We start from the raw sequence: 17,664 nt of genomic DNA, 5'->3' as shown, positions 1-17,664 counted from the left end.
CATGGCACCTCCCATCGACTATGAGACGCTTCGCCTGATCTGGTGGGGCCTGATGGGCATCTTGCTCATCGGGTTCGCGCTGACCGACGGGTTCGATCTGGGCGTCGCCGCCCTGCTGCCTTTCGTCGCGAAGACCGACGCCGAGCGGCGGATGGTGATCAACTCGATCGGCGCGACCTGGGAAGGCAACCAAGTGTGGTTCATCCTGGGCGGCGGCGCGATCTTCGCGGCCTGGCCGTTCGTCTATGCGGTGAGCTTCTCCGGCTTCTACCTCGCCATGTTCCTGGTGCTCGCCGCGCTGATCCTGCGTCCCGTCGGCTTCAAATATCGCTCCAAGAAACCCGACGCGGCGTGGCGCGGTCGCTGGGACTGGGCCTTGTTCGTCGGCGGGTTCGTGCCGGCGCTGGTGTTCGGCGTGGCCGTCGGCAATGTGTTGACCGGCATTCCCTTCCGCCTGGATGGCGACCTGCGCGCCTTCTACGAAGGCAGCCTGCTCGGCCTGTTCCATCCCTTCTCTTTGCTGGCCGGCCTGCTGTCGGTCGCGATGCTGGTGCTGCACGGCGCAAGCTGGCTGGCGATCGAGATCGAACGGGGCGCGGTGCACGATCGCGCAAAGCGTTTCGGGCAGATCGCGGCTATTCTTTCCGTCCTGCTCTTCGCCATCGGCGGCCTGATCGTGGCACGCGGTGGCATGGGGTTCCGCATGACAGGCGCAGTCGATCCGATGGGGCCGTCCAATCCGCATCTGATGGCGATGATTGCCGCGCCCGGCGCATGGATGAGCAATTATGCGCTTCATCCCTGGATGCTGGTGGCGCCGGTGTTCGGATTTGCCGGGCCGCTGATTGCCCTGGCTGGAATCCGGACCGGCCGCGAAGTCCTGGCTTTCGGCGGCTCGTCGCTCGGCACGCTTGGCATCATCGCGACGGTCGGCTTGTCGATGTTCCCCTTCATCCTGCCCAGCTCGATCGACCCGGCCTCCAGCCTGACCGTCTGGAACGCGTCCTCCAGCCATGTGACCCTGTTCATCATGCTGCTGGTGACGCTGGTCTTCCTGCCGGTCGTGCTGCTCTACACTGCTTGGGTCTACAAGGTGCTGTTCGGGCGGATCACGCTCAAGGACGTTGGCACCAACCCGGACTTCTATTGATCTGAAGGACATGGACCATGTGGTATTTCAGCTGGATATTGGGTCTCGGCCTGGCCGTCGCCTTCGGCGTCCTGAACGGGCTCTGGCACGAATTTCATACCGACCCCGACGAAGACATGACGGCGTAACGCGCGAGCAAGAAACACGAACAGCATTTCCAGCGAAGATCGGAAGATAGTCATGAGCCTCAACATCGGCATCAGTGATACGGATCGTGCAGCGATCAGCGACGGCCTCAGCCACCTGCTCGCGGACACCTATACGCTGTACCTGACCACGCATAATTTCCACTGGAACGTCACCGGGCCGATGTTCAACAGCCTGCACACGATGTTCATGGCGCAATATACCGAACTGTGGAATGCGGTGGACCCGATCGCCGAGCGCATCCGGTCACTGGGTCATCCCGCCCCGGGCTCCTACGGCCAATATGCCAAGCTGAGTTCGCTTCCCGACGCTCCGGCGACGCCCCCCAAGGCGCTCGAGATGGTCGCCATCCTGGCGCAAGGCCATGAAGCGACGGCGCGAACCGCGCGGAGCCTCTATCCTGTCGTCGAGGCTGCCAGCGACGAACCGACGGCCGACCTCCTGACCCAGCGGATCGGCGTGCATGAGCAGGCGGCCTGGATGTTGCGCGCCCTGCTCGAAGATTGAGGGTGCGGTTTCGTAACAGATCCTGCATCTGTCTATCCCAGAGTCAGCAGCAAGCTGGCCGCCGCGATCCAAATTCCGACGGGCTCCGTCCCATCGGCTGATCGACATGCTTCATTTGATCTCGTCACGGAGAAATTCCGGGGCGAATATGGCAGGTCTCGGAAAAGGAAGTAGCCGTGAGCGACCGCGACGATGGCGCAGGGTGAGCAACGCATGTTCGGGCTACATGTGAGCGCGGCGTGTCCTGTAGCGCTCGACATTGCGCTCTGCGATGCCCGCGAACGGCTTTCGAGGATTGCCCCCACTTCTATGTGGATGTGATGACCGAAATGGCGAAGCCATGTTGCTTGGTCGGACCGACATGCTCCACGTCGATGCCGGCCATGAGATGATCGAGTGCCAGCAGAATACGCCGCAACAGGTCGCTCTCGTCGCCGGGCATCCCTTCTTCCAGGGCGACGCAGGTCTCGCTTGCGTCATATTCCCAGCGCCGGAGCAGATCGATCTTCTCTTCCCGCGAAAGATCCTCTTGCAAGAGAAGCTCTTCAGGGTCCGCAAAGATCGATCCCGGATCAAGGAGCGCCTGGTCCATATCCACAGACGCGGGTCCTGTCGTGCTCACCATGATATTGCCTCCTTGCCCGGACGGTGTTGCGCTGATAGCTGCGATCAGCCCTCGCCCATGCCTTCCGCTGGCTTCGACGCACCGCCGCCGCGGACGGTTTCCTCGATCCGGCGGCCGACATCGGCATCTATGCTCTTCCAATATTCGAACGCCCGCTCGAGAACCGGCGAGCGAACGCCGCCGAGCAGACTGCCCGCGACCTGATCGACCAGCTTCGTCCGCTGTTCGTCGTCGAACACATCGCGAACCATGACCCCGGCTTGCGTGAAGTCATCGTCCTCGGCGCGCAGCGTATAGGCGCTGCGAACCATGCGGCCATCGGCCTCCCAGCCGTCCGCGACAGATCCTGTTTCGTCCGCCCAGCTTCTGCCGCCGCTGTTGGGCGCGTACACCGGAGCGCTACCGCTGTGATGATAGGCCATGTGGCCGTCGAACATATAGGTGTTAACCGCTACCTTCGGCTGGTTGACCGGCAGCTGGTGAAAGTTGGTGCCGATGCGGTTACGCTGCGCGTCGTTGTAGGCGAACGCCCGGCCGAGCAGCATCTTGTCGGGCGACAGGCCGATGCCCGGCACCGTGTTTCCTGGTGAGAACGCCGCCTGCTCGATCTGGGCGAAGAAATTCTCCGGATTGCGATTGAGCGTCATCGTGCCCACCGGGATCAGCGGATAATCCGCATGCGACCAGGTCTTGGTCAGATCGAACGGGTTGATCCGGTAGCCGCTGGCATCTGCATAGGGCATGACCTGGACCGAGAGCGACCAACTGGGATGCTCGCCGCGCGCGATAGCTTCAAACAGGTCGCGACGATGGAAATCCGCATCGGCGCCCGCCATCGTCGCGGCTTCGGCACTGGTAAAGAAGGCCATGCCCTGATTGGTGTGAAAGTGATATTTCACCCAGAATTTCTCGCCTGCGGCGTTGATCCACATATAGGTGTGGGAGCCGTAGCCGTTCATGTGGCGCCAGGTGCGGGGCAGACCGCGTTCGCCCATGAGATAGGTCACCTGATGGGCGGATTCCGGATTACTGGTCCAGAAATCCCACTGCATGTGATTGTCGCGCAGGCCCGAATCCGGCAAGCGCTTTTGACTGCGGATGAAGTGTGGGAACTTCATTGCGTCGCGAATGAAGAATATCGGCGTGTTGTTGCCGACCAGATCGTAATTGCCTTCGTCGGTGTAGAATTTAAGCGAGAAGCCACGCACATCGCGCCAGGTGTCGGGACTGCCGGCCTCGCCGGCCACTGTAGAAAAGCGCGCGAGCATCTCAGTGGTCGCGCCCGGCTGGAACAGGGCAGCCCTGGTGTAGGCGGAAACGTCCTTGGTCATTGCGAATATGCCGAAAGCGCCCGAACCTTTGGCATGCGGCTGCCGTTCTGGGACCTTTTCGCGGTTGAAGTGCGCCATTTGCTCGAGAAAATGGACATCCTGAAGTAGAATCGGGCCATCCGGACCAACCGTCAGCGAGTTGCGATCGCTCAGCGCCGGAGCACCTGTGCTCATCGTGGACCCGCGCTCATCTTCCCGGTCGGTCATTGCACTTCTCCAGCAGAAATCAGTGTTTCCTGTCTCGGCGCTATCCTCCTTTGCCGATATCCGTAGAGGCCCTTATGCTGAAGCAACGACCGTCGCCGGACGCCAGAACTCGTGACGGTAGGCGCGTTTCGCTACGTCGAGTGGAGCGAGATAGTGCCGCACGGACACGTGCCGATGGTCTCGTGAATTCTGTATAACCATAATGTCGGGCGAGCTGCTTCGCGCATGACAATATCGATAGCATGCAATAGCACCGTTCGAATTGCGTCGCGACGGTGCGGAACAGGTCTGTAGGTGCCGGATCCCATGGGTAGAACTTTCCGGGGGCACCGCGACGGCCGCCTATCCATTTCTCATATGTGCTCTTCCGTTCGCCCGAAACGGCAGCACAGGAATTCCATCAGCGCATCCACATGGGGGTTTGCCATGCTATAGTAGATCGTGGTCGCTTCACGGCGGGTTTGCACCAGGCCGCCCTCGCGCATCTTCCCCAGATGCTGGGAAACGCTGGATTGGGACAGGCCGCACAATCCCACCAGTTCGCCCACCGAAGCTTCGCCCTCGCGCAGGCGGCACAGCAGCAGCAGTCTTTGCTCATTGGCCACCAGCTTGAGCAGGTCGGCGACTTCCGTCGCACGCTCGCAGAGCATTTCGGCGGCAGCACTCCAGGCCATCATCGTGTCGCGCTTTTCCCGTCATCCCGCAGCACGACATAGATCGCCGGGATGACGAGAACGGTGAGCAGGGTCGAAGAAGCAAGGCCGAAAAGCAACGAGATTGCAAGACCCTGGAAGATTGGGTCGGTGAGGATCACGGCCGCGCCGATCATCGCCGCCCCGGCCGTCAGCACGATCGGCTTGAACCGGATCGCGCCCGCCTCGATCAGCACGTCGCGCAGCGGCTTGCCGGGTGTCGCGGTGTGTCGGATGAAATCGACCAGCAGTATCGAATTGCGCACGATGATGCCGGCGAGCGCGATGAAGCCGATCATCGACGTAGCGGTGAAGGGCGCCGAAAACAGCATGTGCCCGATGACGATGCCGACCAGCGTCAGCGGCACCGGCGTCAGGATCACCAGCGGCAGCCTAAAACTGCGGAACTGGGCGACGACAAGGATGTAGATGGCGAGCAGTGCGACCATGAACGCCGCGCCCATGTCGCGGAAGGTAACCCAGGTGATTTCCCACTCGCCGTCCCATAGCAGCGAGGTGACGGCTTCATCTTCGGGCTGGCCGTTGAGGCGTATGGTCGGCTTGGCGAGGCCTTTGGACGCCCAGTCATAGGCATCGACCGCCTTGTCGACAGCGAGCATGCCATAGATCGGCGCCTCATAGTCGCCGGCGAGTTCGGCCGTGACCATGTCGGCGAAGCGGCCGTCGCGCCGGAAAATCGCCAGGCTGCCCTGTTCGTTGCGCGCATCCACGATTGCGCCCAGCTCGATCAGCGCGCCGCCCGGCGTTGCCGCGACCGGCGTGCTGGCCAGCGTCTGCGACCATCCTCGTGCCGATTGCGGCAAGGCGATGGTGATCGGCAATGGCGTGCGGCCTTGGCCGCGCGGCGCATAGCCGACCGTCTGGCTGCCCATCAGCGCGCCGATGCTGTCGGCGACTTGACGCTCGGAGAGCCCATAATAATCGATGCGGTCCCGCTGCGGGACCAGGCGCAGTTTGGGTCGAGGCTGGCCGAAGCTGTTGTCGACATCGACGATATAGGGGACCGAACGGAAGATCTTTTCCAGTTCGGTCGCGGTGCGCTGCCGGGTCTGTGCATCGGGACCATAGATCTCAGCCAGCAGGGTCGCGAGCACGGGCGGCCCTGGCGGTGTCTCGACCACCTTGACCGACGCCCCATCAGGCAGTTTCAGCGCCTTGAGCTGTTCGCGCAGGACAAGGGCGATCTGGTGGCTGGACCGGTCGCGCTCGCCTTTGGGCAACAAGGCGACCATCACGTCGCCCATCTCCGGCTTGTTGCGCAGGAAATAGTGGCGGACGAGACCGTTGAAATTGAACGGCGCGGACGTCCCGACATAGGCTTCCATGGCGGTTGCCTCGGGCAGCCTGCGCGCCACGGTCGCCACATCCTCAAGTGTCCGGCCGGTCGCCTCCAGGCTCGTGCCTTCGGGCATATCGACCACCACCTGGAGCTCCGACTTGTTGTCGAAGGGCAGCAACTTCACGGTCACGGCCTTGAAATAGAACATCGAGCAGGCGAGCAGCGTGGCGATGCCGACCGCGATCAGGAAATTGCGCGCCGAGGCACGGCTGTCGATCACGCGGTGGGCGACGCGGGCATAGAGCCGGCCGAGCTTGCCGCCGCTCTGGTCATGTGCGTGGCCGGCATGCGCCGTTCCGTCCGTCAGCGCCTTGCGCGCGAAGCGAACCATCAGCCAGGGCGCGATCACGACCGCAACAAAAAAGGAAAAGACCATCGCCGCGGAGGCGTTGACCGGGATCGGCGCCATGTAGGGGCCCATGAGGCCGGAGACGAACAGCATCGGCAGCAAGGCGGCGACCACGGTGAGGGTTGCCACCACGGTCGGATTGCCAACCTCGGCCACGGCCTCGATCGCGGCCTGCGTCCGGGTTCGATCGTCCGGCATCGCCCAATGGCGGGCGATATTCTCGATCATGACGATGGCATCGTCGACCAGGATGCCGATCGAGAAGATCAGCGCGAACAGGCTGACGCGGTTGATCGTGTAGCCCATGAGGTTCGAGGCGAACATGGTGAGCAGGATCGTCGTGGGGATGACGACAGCGGTCACGCCGGCCTCGCGCCAGCCGATGGCAAAGCCGATCAGGACGACGATGGAGACGGTCGCGAGCGCCAGATGGAACAGCAGCTCATTGGCCTTCTCGTTCGCGGTCGCGCCATAGTTGCGCGTGACCGCGACATCGACCCCGGCGGGGATGAGCTTGCCCTTGAGGCTTTCGATCCTGGACAGCACGGCGTCAGAGACGACAACCGCGTTGGCACCCGACCGCTTGGCGATGGCGATGCTGACAGCAGGCGCGCTCGACCATTGGTTGCCCATTCGCGCCCAGCGCCAGGCGCGGGACTGGTCCTCGCGTGGTCCCTGGGTGACGGCGGCAACGTCGCGCAGATAGACCGGCGCGCCGCGCGCCGAGCGGACGGTGAGCATACCCACTTCCTGCGCGGAGGACAAAGTGCGGCCGGCGGTGACGGAAACCGCCTTGCCGCCCTCGCGAATGCTGCCGGCCGGAAAACTGCGATTGGCCTGGCCGGCCGCTTCGATGACGCTGCCGAGCGGCACGCCATACTGGTTGAGCCTGGCCGGGTCCGGTGCGATCCGGATCTCGTCGGGACGGCCGCCGGTCAGGAAGGTCAGGCCGACATTGTCGACCTTGGCGATCTCGGTGCGCAACTTGGTGGCAAGATCGTGGAGCGCCTGGTCGCTCCATTGCCCAGCGGCCCCCGGCTTGGGCGTGAGTGTGAGCACGATTGCGGGGACGTCGTTGATCCCGCGCACCGTGACTTTGGGGTCGGGAATGCCCACCGGGATTCGATCCCAATTGGCGCGCAGCTTCTCGTCGATACGGGTCGCGGCGTCCTCGGGGTCCGATCCTACCAGGAAGCGCGCCGTCACCATCACGCCATCATCTTCGGCTTGGGTATAGACATGCTCAACGCCATCGACGCTCTTCACGATGGTCTCGAGCGGAATGCCGACCAGTTCGACGGCGTCGGCAGCAGCGAGGCCAGGCGCCATCACCTGGATGTCGACCATCGGCACGCTGATCTGCGGCTCCTCCTCGCGGGGAATCGAGAAGATGGCGAGCAGCCCGACCGCGATCGCCGCCATCAGGAAGAGCGGCGTCAGCGGCGACATGATGGTGGCGCGGGTCAGGCGACCGGAGATGCCGAGGTTCATTTGCGTGCGCCCGCCAGGAAGAGCGTGTCCCCGGCCGCGACGCCGCTCAGAATCTCGATCCTGTCGGGGTTGGCGGTGGGCGCAACCTGCACGGGCACGGCGCTCACCCGGCGGTCGGCCGTCACGACATCGACCTGGTCGATGCCGTAGCGCGTCGAGACGAAGCGGCGCGGCACCACGAGGGCACCGCGCCTACCCACTTCGATCGAGACACCGACGCGCCGCCCCACAAGCTGTGTCGAAAGGCCAGGCACGGTCGCATCGACCCGCACCCGGCCCCCGGTGACAGCGGGATAAACCTGCGTCACTCGGCCCTGACGCGACCCGTCGGGCAGATCGCCGTCAGCCACCAGGATTTGCGCGCCGCTGCGCACCTGCCCGGCAAGCGATTCCGGCAGCTCGAGCCGCAGCAGCGGCGGACCGGCGGTGATCGTCGCCACCGACATGCCCGACGCGACGACCGATCCGGCCGGGATGTCGGCACGCAGCACCCGGCCGGTGGCCGGCGCAAGGATCGCGCCTTGCCCGGCGACGCTGGCGCTTGCGCCTTGCTGCGCGCGTGCGGCTGCGACCTGGGCGTCAGCGGCGCGCGATAGGGCGACCGCTTGGTCAAGGCGCGCCTTGGCATAAACCTTGTTGTTGTAGAGATCCTGGACGCGGGCGAGGTCGCCGCGCGCGCGCGCCGCCTCGGCCTGCGCGGCGGCGATCTGCGCGCCATAAGCGCTAGTCTCATAGCCCAGGCGGGCATCGACGATCATGCCGATGCGCTGGCCCTTTTCGACCATATCGCCTTCGCGGACCGAAAGACTGACAAGTGTCCCGGATATCCGGGCGAGCGCCTCGGCGGAATCGCGCGTTGTGATCTCGGCGCCGACCGCCTTCATGTCGGCGATGTCGCTTGCCGCAAGCTTCAGCGACTCACCGGCGGGGAGCGTCGCGGAGGCTGGCTCGGCTTCTTCCTTGCCGCCGCAGGAAGCCAAGGCGAGCGATGCGCTCGCAAGCCAGACCCAGTTTGTCATCCTGCGCATCCCCCACCCTTTCGCTCTTATTTGCCGCTGACGATCGGCAGACCGGCGTTTTTCCATGCGCCGATGCCGCCGCCCAGATGCGTGTCGATCGCCGTCTGCGCCTGCGCGCAACGGTCCAGCGCCATGCCGGAGCGTTTGCCACCCGCACATTGAAGCACGACCGTTCGCCCGGCTGCATCCGGAACATTACGCGGTGAAAAGGTCGACAAAGGGATGTTCACTGCGCCAGCGATGTGGCCCGCTGCGAATTCGTCCGGCTCGCGCACATCGATGAGCAGCGCGGAACCGTCCGCGAGCATGCTCTTGAGTTCCAGGGGCTGCAACTCACGATGCGATTTTGACTTTCCGAAACCAAACATGAGATTCTCCGTTAATTTGCTTATTGCATATATCGTGTAATCCTTATATTCCGTCAAGCCAGTTCTTGAGAGGTGCGAGAGGAAGTCATGGACAAGCCGAAGATCGTGGTGCTGGGCGCCGGACTGGGCGGCACCATCGCCGCCTATGAAATCAACGCGGCAGTAAAGGCGCGCGCCGAGGTGATGATGGTATCCGACTCGGAAACCTACTCTTTCGTGCCTTCCAACCCATGGGTCGCGGTCCGCTGGCGCGAGCCCGAGGCGATTCAGGTACACCTTCCGCCCATCTTCGCGAAGAAAAAGATCGGCTTCACGGCGGTCGGCGCGAAGCGTCTCCATGCTTCGGAAAAGCGGCTGGAGTTTAATGACGGCACGTCAATCAATTACGATTATCTTGTAATTTCAACCGGGCCTGATTTAGCGTTCGATGAAATCGAAGGGCTGGGGCCGCACGGCGGTCATACTGTTTCGATCTGCCAGACGGCTCATGCGTCCGCGGCGGCAGAAGCCTTCGATCGCTTCGTCGAAAACCCCGGGCCCATCGTGGTAGGCGCCGTCCAGGGCGCCTCCTGCTATGGTCCGGCCTATGAGTTTGCCCTGATCCTCGACACTGAGCTGCGCCGCCGCAAAATTCGCGACAAGGTGCCGATGACGTTCGTCACCGCCGAGCCCTATATCGGCCATCTCGGCCTCGATGGCGTCGGCGACACCAAGTCCTTGCTCGAAAGCGAGATGCGCGAGCGGCACATCAAGTGGATCACCAATGCGCGCGTCGCCAAGATCGATGCCGGCTTGATGCATGTCGAGGAGATCGCCGAGGGCGGCGCGGTCGCCAGGACCCACGATCTGCCGTTCAGTTTCTCGATGATGCTCCCCGCGTTCCGGGGCGTGCCGGCCGTTCGCGACATTGCCGGGCTCACCAATCCGCGCGGGTTCATCCTGGTCGACAAGCACCAGCGCAACCCGGCCTTTCCCGAAATCTTCGCGCTCGGCGTCTGCGTGGCCATCCCGCCTACCGGCCCGACGCCGGTGCCGGTCGGCGTGCCCAAGACCGGCTTCATGATCGAAAGCATGGTGACCGCGATTGCCGCGAACCTCGCCATGATCCTGGACGGCAAGGAGCCGACCGCCGAAGCGACCTGGAACGCCGTCTGCCTGGCCGATTTCGGCGACGGCGGTGTCGCCTTCGTCGCGCAGCCGCAGATCCCGCCACGCAACGTCAACTGGGCGGCGAGCGGCAAATGGGTCCATCTCGCCAAGATCGGCTTCGAGAAATATTTCCTGCGCAAGGTGCGCAAGGGCGAGAGCGAGCCCTTCTACGAGAAGTTGGCGCTCCAGGTCATGGGCATCCGCAAGCTGCGGATGTGATCTCACTTCAGGAAGGGAATCCGACAATGACTCTCGATCGCGCCGTCATGATATTTGCAGGCTGTGTCGTCCTTCTGGGCATCGTTCTGGCCTATCTGGTTCATCCCTGGTGGATCGCGCTGACCGCTTTTGCCGGCCTCAACATGATCCAGGCTGGCTTCACTGGTTTCTGCCCCGCCGCGACCGTCTTCAAGGCGATGGGCGTCCGACCGGGGACCGCCTTCAAATGAACCGATCCCGCCGGGTCGCTCGCCTGACGCTGTGGTTTGCCGCTTCGCTGCTGGCGAACACGGCGGCCAACGCCACGACGCTTGATGAAGCGATTGCGGCGGCGATGCGGCATGCACCCGAAATCGTGGTCGCGGATGCGGAGACCGACGCGGCCAAGGCGCGGCTCGATCAGGCGCGGTCGGGACAGCTTCCGACCGCAACGCTGAGCGGGACGATCGGTTATGGTCGCCTCGATCCCCAGAGCTTTTTCGGGCTGGGCGCCGCCAATGTAACCCCGCGCGCGGCCCAGGTGACGGTCGAGCAGCCGCTCTTCACCGGCGGACGGGTCGGCGCGGGCATCGATCGGGCGCGCGCAGGGATTGCAGGCGCCGAGGCCGGGCAAAGCGGCGCGCGCGCGCAACTCGCCACGGCGGTGACCCAGGCTTATGGCGACGTCCTGACAGCGGCGCACATGCTGGCTCTTTATGAGCGGCTGCTCGCCGAGACGACCGAGATCGAGCGCCAGGCGCGACTGCGCTATCGAGCCGGTGAAAGTCCCAGCACGGACGTCGCGCAGGCTGGTGCGCGCTTGGCCGAAGCGCGCGCGGGTCTGGCCCGGGCGCAGGGCATGCAGGTCTCGGCTCGCGCGCATTTCACCAACCTGACCGGCCTTGAGCCCATCGATTTGCAGCCCTTGCCCGCCAATCCGCCGCTGCCCGCGACGCTCGACGAGGCGATGGAGGAGGCGATGCGCAGCAACCCCCTGGTCGTCCAGGCCCAGGCCCGCCTGCGCGCGGCGCAGGCGGCGTCCCGTGGCGCGCGCGCCGAACGATTGCCCACTGTCGGGGCTTTTGCCGAAGCCGGAACGGTGCGCGACCAGTTTTTTCCCGATTATCGCGCGGACAGCGCGACCGTCGGTGTCCGGGCTCGCTGGGAGCTGTTCAGTGGCGGTCGCGTGTCGGGCAAGGTTGCCGAAGCGAGCAGCGAAGTCCGCGCCGCCGACGCGCGGATGCGCGCCGCCAGCATGCAGGTCGAGGAGCAGGTCATATCGGCCTTCCAGGAGGTGCGGACGGCGCAACTCGTCGAGCAGGCCGCGACCGAACAGGCCGCCTCGGCCGCGCAGGCGCTCGAGAGCGTCCGTCACGAGGTGCGGGTGGGTATGAAGCCGCAACTTGATCTGCTCGACGCCGAGCGCGAAGCGATTGCCGCCGAAGCGGGGGCCACCCGCGCTCGCACCGACCGAATCGTCGCAGCCTATCGGGTTGCAGCGCTGCTCGGACGCCTTTGAAGCCTGGAGGAAAGAAAATGCACAAGGACTGGCCAGCTATGGCCTCGGAATTGACCGGGGCGATCAAGGAAGTGCGCCTGGGCACTCCAGAGGTAATGAAGGCCTTCTCGGCGATGGCGCGCGCCGCGACCGAAGCGGGTGCTCTCGACACCAAGACCAAGGAATTGATCGCGCTCGCCATCTCGGTTGCGATCCGCTGCGACGGATGCGTCGCCTTCCACTCGCAGGCGGCCGTCAAGAATGGCGCCACGCGCCAGGAGATCATGGAGGTGATGGGCATGGCGCTCTACATGGGTGCAGGTCCGAGCCTGATGTACGCGGCGCAAGCGGTGGAGGCCTTCGACCAGTTCGCGGATAAGGCACCGGGCTCATAGTGTCCATCGGGCGACCTTCCCGTCCCTCCTTACGCTTTAGGGGTCAGCTGCCGCCATCTGGCCGCTTGGACATCATACTGCGAACGAAGCTGCGCCTTCGGTCGATTCTTCGGAGCAATGCATCAACGGGGACGCGCCCGAGTCGCCTTATAGAGCTGGACCAACAGCGCCTGTTCTTCGATCCAATTCGATCCGTGATCGATCGGTTCATGCCAGCCCTATCGATCCACGCGCTTCGGCGCGGGCTTCCCGGCGATCCTGCTTCAGCATCCGCTATATCCTGCTGGAGCAAGCCCCGGACCAATGCCCGCGCATGATCCATCCTGGCGAGACGTCTCACAGCCTATGGACTATTTTGGGAACACGAATGCACGAACGCGGCGGGCTCGGATCGACCACCTGCTGCTGAACCTATCGGTCGCCGCCCACCTAGCTGACGCGCAGGGTGGATCGTGCCGTACATGGCTGGGGAAGATGTGCAGGCACCCGCCGGTCCGTCGAATTTGCCCTACAGCCGCATCAAGGGGGTGCGTATGCACGGCTGCGGTGCCAATGTCGGCCCGTGAAGCAGGTCGCGACCATTCTCGAATTCTCGACGCGGCGGCAGGGGCTCGTCGAGATCACACGGCACGTAACCGACTGGGTCGCTGAAGCGGGATTTCGGCAGGGGCTGCTCACCCTGTTCTGCCGCCACACCTCGGCATCACTGCTGATCCAGGAAAATGCGGCGCCCGAGGTACGCGTCGATCTCGAGGCCTATTTCGCGCGGATCGCACCGGAAGATCCGTCAGCATATGTGCATGACGATGAAGGTTTGGACGACATGCCAGCGCACCTGCGGACTGCGTTGACGCAGGTGCAGCTTTCCATCCCGCTGATCGATGGGCGCCTGGCGCTCGGCACATGGCAGGGCATCTATCTGTTTGAACACCGGCGACGGCCACATCGCCGCACCGTCGCGGTGCATCTGCTTGGCGCATGAGCGCAGTCGTCCGAGAGGCAGCGTCATGGCACCGATGAGCGCGGGAGTTCTGCTGTACAGGCGCCGCGGTGCGGAGGTTGAGGTTCTGCTTGTCCATCCAGGCGGGCCTTTCTGGCGTAACCAGGATGCTGGGTCATGGCAGATTCCCAAGGGCTTGATCGAGCCGGGCGAGGAAGCATCCGCTGCGGCGCGGCGCGAAGTCGAGGAGGAACTCGGCATCCGCCTTACCGGCGAGCTCCATCGGCTTGGACAACTGAGGCAGGCGGGAGGCAAATCTGTCGAGGCGTTCGCTCTTGAGCAGCAGGTCGATATCGACGCCGTGGAGAGCAATCTGTTCGAAATGGAATGGCCGCCGCGATCCGGCAAGATGCAGTCGTTTCCGGAAATAGATGAAGCGCGCTGGTTCGCTCTCTCCAGCGCCTCGCCCAGCATGCTCATAAGCCAGCGTCCGCTGCTCGATTGGCTCGCAGATTATCTGCGGAGCGACGATAGTTCGGCTTCGCCGTTGGAACGGTGACCGGCGCCGTCTGGAATAGCCGGCGACAGCGGGAAATGATCGAACGAGGACCGTTCCCGTGGCTCAGTAGCCCTGCCGACAAGTCGTCACTCGCATCGATGATACGCTAACGAGAGAGGCTGGAGGTGGCGGCCGCGCGCTCGGGTGGGGACTGCACTAAGGCAGGAGGTGGCCGGGGGAGACGATGGTATCCGGACCGAAAGATCTATAGAGGAGTCCAGGCATTTGACATTGATATCCACGCGACGATGCGTTCTGTGGCGGGGCACCCCGACTGGCTGCCTTCCGCTTTGGTCAAACCTGCCAAGTCCTGATCGTTCGGTAATGTTGCGTATACTGGGGCGGCATGGTGCCCTTTAATCGTTCGGTGAAGATCCCGCCCGAACGAGGAGAATGTCATGTCCCCGGTTCCTCTCATGAACGAGAGCCCCACCCGATCCGACGCGGCAATAATCAATTGTCCGGGAAGCGCTTCAAGGGCGCGCGGATGGAAAATCGCACTCTCCGCGCTTGCACTCGCCGCCCTCCCCCTGGTTTGCGGATCTGCGCTCGCACAGAGCGCTGTCGATCAGCGGCGATGGACGGACGCCCAGGAACGCTATCGCGCGGAGGTCGCCCGCTACGAGGCGGAGCGCGATCGTTATGAAGCCGTCGTACGCGCCGATCATCCTGACACGACCGGTCGGCGCGGCAGCGATCCCTACACGACGGAGTATGACGCGGCCCGTTACTACAGGGACGATCCCCGTTATGGTGAGCGTCGCCTGTCCGACCGCGACGAGGTTTATCGTGGATCCGATGGACGCTATTACTGCAAGCGGAGTGACGGGACGACCGGTCTCATCATCGGAGCCGCGAGCGGCGGGATTCTCGGCAACATCATCGACGGCGGTCGCCATCGTACCGCCGGTACGCTGATCGGCGGCGCGCTGGGCGCGCTTGCCGGCCGATCGATCGAGCAAAACGACATCCGCTGCCGGTAAAACGCCCTGTCCACGGGAAGCATGAAGTCGTGACCGTGGACAAGCCGCATCGACTATCTCGCAACCCTGACGCCGTCCAGAATGGCAAGTTAGAGGCCATCATCGTGACCCACAACACTCGCGCTCGTGCCGGATGTTCCGCCTATAGCCGCCTCTGGCTTGGCTCCGCGCTGATACTCGCTGCTTCCCTCTCTCCGGCGATTTCTCCGGCCCAGGCCGCTGCTGCGGAGAACGACATTTCGCAGCGTCGGGTATTGTGCACCCGCTCGATTGCGCTCTCCGGCTTCGATCAGGTCATGGACGCCAACATCCGCGAAGCGGTCGAAGACTCCTTCCGGACGCTGTCCGCCGCCTTCCCCGACGACACAGATACAATCTCCGCCTATCGCGACTCATTGGGAGAGGCGATGGTGGCTGCGAAGGCCCCCGTCCTTTCAAGGCTTCGCGAGAGTTGCGCGGCGGCCTTCACAGTGGAAGAGTTGACGGGAATTAACGCCTTCTATGAGAGCAGTGCCGGTCGCGCCTGGCTCGAAAAGGGCCGCGCGCTCATGGTTCCGGCACTTGAGAAGGCGGTGAGCGATGTCACTCCCGAGATCATTGTCGATGCACAAAGACGATTCTGCGCCCGCTTGGGTGGGTGCAAGAAAGAGCCGGCGGCATCCTCTGCCCATCCGACATTGTGAGAACGTTCGGCGATCCCGCTGGGAGCGTCTCGCGAAACTGGCCGGATGTCGAATGGTGGCGTGCCGAATCGGGTCCGAACCACCCTGAAAAGATCGAGCCCTGCGGAAAAGCACGTAGAGACCTGGACGTGCAAAGCTTGCTAGTCAAAGATCAATCAGAAGCGATGATGAAGATCCGGATCGTACAATTTGTGCAGATGCTCGGATGGTCGGTGGCGCAACGGTGGAAATGCGCCAGGCGCGATGCAGGATCCGGGGTTTCGCCTGCCGCCCACGACCGGGCGATATCGTATCGATTTTGATATCAAGCGGGAAATGAAGATGGCCTCGCCAGTCGATGAGTTCGTCCGTGTTGGCCAGCTGAACTTCCAGCTTGGCCTTGTCCTGACGGATATCGCGCGTGCTGCCTGGGAACGCTTCGTCCAGATCAGCGAAAAGATTAGCATCGAATGTTCCACGGAATCGGATGCGGTGATGCAGCGACTTTTCCAGCCCAATGCTGAAAGTCAGACAGATGTTCGCGGCGGTCAATGGGATGATATCGTCGCCGATGTGGAGGAATGGCGGCTGGAGACGATGGAGCGGAGCAGGACGGCCTGCGAGGACTGGCGGCGGGCTTGGCTCAATGGGGCAACGAGTGAGTCGCTGCTCCCAGCCGCTTCGACGATCTTATGTCCTTGGCCCGTCGCCCTTACGGACCAGGCTGATATAGGTCAGACAAGGTCAGCTGGCGATACCTGAGAAGAAACCCGCTCGACTCTTCGCGGGCCATGCTGGTCGCAGGGACCAGCGGCGCTCACCTCGTCGCCCAGACGCCCGGGATGGCTTTTTCGAAGGAACCTGCCGGAGCGAACGCAGCCATCCAGACAGTGGAGATCGACTCGAGCGTTTCGGTCGATGGCGTGACCGACGAGAAGGAGGAGATCGAACGCCGTCAGGTGCGCATTCTCAACCGACAGGGTGCGGCGATGCTCGCTGCAGAGAAGCAACGTGCGGATGCCATTCAGCGCAACTATGATGAGGCTATGGTCGCCACGTACGTTGACATCCACAGGAAGGCGACTTGGTGACCAAGCGCCTCCATGCTCAAGCCGCCCGGCAGAACGATATCTTGTTCGGCAATCGCCTCGCATCGGGAGGGCTGACAAAGCCGCGATGAATATAGGGGGGTGAAGATTTCTGGAGTTGGGATCGATGCGTCCCGCCAAGATAGGCGAGCATGGCAATCCGTGCCCTGTGAACCCGGCTTTTCAGAACTGCCAGTGATACGCCGCATTGTTCGGCAGCGGCCTCATAGGCGAGTTGGTCCTCGACCACGGCAAGCAGCGCCTGCCGGTTGGATTCGGAGAGCGCTGCCAGAGCCTGGCCGAACTCCTCGCGCAGAAGGCCAATCTCCTGATCCGGTGGCGAAACCGGCAAGCTATGCATCGCGAGATCGTTCCAATCGACCTTCCTGCGCTCGCGCCGCACATGTGAGAGGAAGAGGTTGCGCAGGATCGTGAAGGTCCATGCCTTGAAGTTGCTTCCGGTTTCGAAGCGCTCGCGCGCTTTCCATGCTCGCGACAATGCCTCCTGCACCAGATCCTCGGCTCCGTCGGCGCCATTGGTGAGCCGTCGCGCATAACGGGTGAGCGCTGGTAGTGATGCCCGTGTCGCACAGTCGAATTCTCCCGGGGTCATGGATTTCGCTCTACCTTCGGAGTTGCTTGCGACATCATTCTTTGTGTCGACGACATTGGTTATCGACGGCCGATTGACGACCTCACCGTCCACGACGGCGCGGCCACAGGCGCACTGGCGGCACATAAAAGGCGACGAGGCAGGTCAACGCCAGGAACACGAGGGCTATAGCCATGGCCACGACCCAGAAGCGGGGATCTTCTTTCGACACGAACCAGCCCGCGATCAGCGCGGGTATGATCAGCAGCAACCTGGCGACCCAAGCCATATTTCCATCCTGACATCATCCACCAGGACACTGCATCCCAGCTATTGTTGAAGGTGGGCACCGGC

At 63.3% G+C, this 17,664-nt stretch carries 21 protein-coding genes; 13 read left to right on the top strand and 8 right to left on the bottom strand.

Annotated elements, in window-relative coordinates:
• The first annotated feature begins 1 nt into the window (after nt 1).
• The 3 genes from cydB to K7W03_RS03915 are packed head-to-tail and all read left to right on the top strand — an operon-like array spanning nt 2 to nt 1,804.
• A complete protein-coding gene (gene cydB / locus K7W03_RS03925; protein WP_222885630.1) occupies nt 2-1,150 on the top strand; it encodes a cytochrome d ubiquinol oxidase subunit II in 1,149 nt (382 codons plus the stop codon).
• A 17-nt stretch (nt 1,151-1,167) separates the two neighbouring features.
• Nucleotides 1,168-1,278 (top strand): cytochrome bd-I oxidase subunit CydX, encoded by a 111-nt coding sequence (gene cydX / locus K7W03_RS03920; protein ID WP_043151041.1) that lies wholly within the window; start codon nt 1,168-1,170, stop codon nt 1,276-1,278.
• A gap of 52 nt (nt 1,279-1,330) precedes the next feature.
• A complete protein-coding gene (locus K7W03_RS03915) occupies nt 1,331-1,804 on the top strand; it encodes a Dps family protein (protein ID WP_222885629.1) in 474 nt (157 codons plus the stop codon).
• 307 nt (nt 1,805-2,111) lie between these two features.
• On the opposite strand, the gene K7W03_RS03910 is transcribed toward K7W03_RS03915, so the two are convergent.
• The 6 genes from K7W03_RS03910 to K7W03_RS03885 all read right to left on the bottom strand — a co-directional run bounded on the left by K7W03_RS03910 (nt 2,112) and on the right by K7W03_RS03885 (nt 9,246).
• The gene (locus K7W03_RS03910) at nt 2,112-2,429 is read right to left on the bottom strand and encodes a hypothetical protein (RefSeq protein ID WP_222885628.1); all 318 of its coding nucleotides are present in this window, start codon (nt 2,427-2,429) and stop codon (nt 2,112-2,114) included.
• Between the two features lie 44 nt (nt 2,430-2,473).
• Nucleotides 2,474-3,967, bottom strand: coding sequence for a catalase (locus K7W03_RS03905; RefSeq protein ID WP_222885627.1), 1,494 nt, complete (start codon nt 3,965-3,967; stop codon nt 2,474-2,476).
• Nucleotides 3,968-4,320: 353 nt separating this feature from the next.
• On the bottom strand, nt 4,321-4,644 hold the full coding sequence (locus tag K7W03_RS03900) for an ArsR/SmtB family transcription factor (protein WP_226869674.1): 324 nt from the start codon (nt 4,642-4,644) through the stop codon (nt 4,321-4,323).
• On the bottom strand, nt 4,641-7,859 hold the full coding sequence (locus K7W03_RS03895; RefSeq protein WP_222885626.1) for an efflux RND transporter permease subunit: 3,219 nt from the start codon (nt 7,857-7,859) through the stop codon (nt 4,641-4,643). Before K7W03_RS03895 ends, K7W03_RS03900 begins: the two co-directional genes overlap by 4 nt.
• Nucleotides 7,856-8,878: an efflux RND transporter periplasmic adaptor subunit gene (locus K7W03_RS03890; RefSeq protein WP_222885625.1), complete on the bottom strand. Its 1,023-nt coding sequence runs from the start codon at nt 8,876-8,878 to the stop codon at nt 7,856-7,858. The genes K7W03_RS03895 and K7W03_RS03890 overlap by 4 nt, the downstream gene beginning before the upstream one ends.
• Before the next feature lie 26 nt (nt 8,879-8,904).
• Nucleotides 8,905-9,246, bottom strand: a complete 342-nt coding sequence (locus tag K7W03_RS03885; protein ID WP_048576679.1) for a rhodanese-like domain-containing protein — start codon at nt 9,244-9,246, stop codon at nt 8,905-8,907.
• An 87-nt stretch (nt 9,247-9,333) separates the two neighbouring features.
• Here K7W03_RS03885 and K7W03_RS03880 point away from each other — a divergent pair, with 87 nt between their 5' ends.
• The 10 genes from K7W03_RS03880 to K7W03_RS03835 all read left to right on the top strand — a co-directional run bounded on the left by K7W03_RS03880 (nt 9,334) and on the right by K7W03_RS03835 (nt 16,721).
• Nucleotides 9,334-10,614 (top strand): NAD(P)/FAD-dependent oxidoreductase, encoded by a 1,281-nt coding sequence (locus K7W03_RS03880; protein WP_222885624.1) that lies wholly within the window; start codon nt 9,334-9,336, stop codon nt 10,612-10,614.
• A gap of 26 nt (nt 10,615-10,640) precedes the next feature.
• Nucleotides 10,641-10,844: a DUF2892 domain-containing protein gene (locus tag K7W03_RS03875; RefSeq protein WP_169572564.1), complete on the top strand. Its 204-nt coding sequence runs from the start codon at nt 10,641-10,643 to the stop codon at nt 10,842-10,844.
• On the top strand, nt 10,841-12,112 hold the full coding sequence (locus tag K7W03_RS03870; protein WP_222885623.1) for a TolC family outer membrane protein: 1,272 nt from the start codon (nt 10,841-10,843) through the stop codon (nt 12,110-12,112). The genes K7W03_RS03875 and K7W03_RS03870 overlap by 4 nt, the downstream gene beginning before the upstream one ends.
• 17 nt (nt 12,113-12,129) lie before the next feature.
• The gene (locus K7W03_RS03865; protein ID WP_169572560.1) at nt 12,130-12,486 is read left to right on the top strand and encodes a carboxymuconolactone decarboxylase family protein; all 357 of its coding nucleotides are present in this window, start codon (nt 12,130-12,132) and stop codon (nt 12,484-12,486) included.
• A 562-nt stretch (nt 12,487-13,048) separates the two neighbouring features.
• The gene (locus K7W03_RS03860; protein WP_169572558.1) at nt 13,049-13,468 is read left to right on the top strand and encodes a secondary thiamine-phosphate synthase enzyme YjbQ; all 420 of its coding nucleotides are present in this window, start codon (nt 13,049-13,051) and stop codon (nt 13,466-13,468) included.
• Nucleotides 13,410-13,985: an NUDIX domain-containing protein gene (locus K7W03_RS03855; RefSeq protein WP_226869673.1), complete on the top strand. Its 576-nt coding sequence runs from the start codon at nt 13,410-13,412 to the stop codon at nt 13,983-13,985. The genes K7W03_RS03860 and K7W03_RS03855 overlap by 59 nt, the downstream gene beginning before the upstream one ends.
• Before the next feature lie 398 nt (nt 13,986-14,383).
• Nucleotides 14,384-14,968: a glycine zipper 2TM domain-containing protein gene (locus tag K7W03_RS03850; RefSeq protein WP_226869672.1), complete on the top strand. Its 585-nt coding sequence runs from the start codon at nt 14,384-14,386 to the stop codon at nt 14,966-14,968.
• A 29-nt stretch (nt 14,969-14,997) separates the two neighbouring features.
• Nucleotides 14,998-15,651, top strand: coding sequence for a DUF2059 domain-containing protein (locus tag K7W03_RS28190; RefSeq protein WP_222885622.1), 654 nt, complete (start codon nt 14,998-15,000; stop codon nt 15,649-15,651).
• A 243-nt stretch (nt 15,652-15,894) separates the two neighbouring features.
• A complete protein-coding gene (locus K7W03_RS03840; protein ID WP_222885621.1) occupies nt 15,895-16,392 on the top strand; it encodes a hypothetical protein in 498 nt (165 codons plus the stop codon).
• Between the two features lie 80 nt (nt 16,393-16,472).
• On the top strand, nt 16,473-16,721 hold the full coding sequence (locus K7W03_RS03835) for a hypothetical protein (protein WP_222885620.1): 249 nt from the start codon (nt 16,473-16,475) through the stop codon (nt 16,719-16,721).
• A 16-nt stretch (nt 16,722-16,737) separates the two neighbouring features.
• Here K7W03_RS03835 and K7W03_RS03830 read toward each other — a convergent pair whose 3' ends face one another.
• Nucleotides 16,738-17,424, bottom strand: a complete 687-nt coding sequence (locus K7W03_RS03830; protein ID WP_222885619.1) for a sigma-70 family RNA polymerase sigma factor — start codon at nt 17,422-17,424, stop codon at nt 16,738-16,740.
• The gene (locus K7W03_RS03825) at nt 17,414-17,599 is read right to left on the bottom strand and encodes a hypothetical protein (RefSeq protein ID WP_048576642.1); all 186 of its coding nucleotides are present in this window, start codon (nt 17,597-17,599) and stop codon (nt 17,414-17,416) included. Before K7W03_RS03825 ends, K7W03_RS03830 begins: the two co-directional genes overlap by 11 nt.
• Nucleotides 17,600-17,664 lie beyond the last annotated feature (65 nt).

Origin of the sequence: Sphingobium sp. PNB, assembly GCF_019873065.1 — a bacterium.
GTDB lineage: Bacteria > Pseudomonadota > Alphaproteobacteria > Sphingomonadales > Sphingomonadaceae > Sphingobium > Sphingobium fuliginis.
This window is presented reverse-complemented; position numbering and strand designations above follow the sequence as displayed.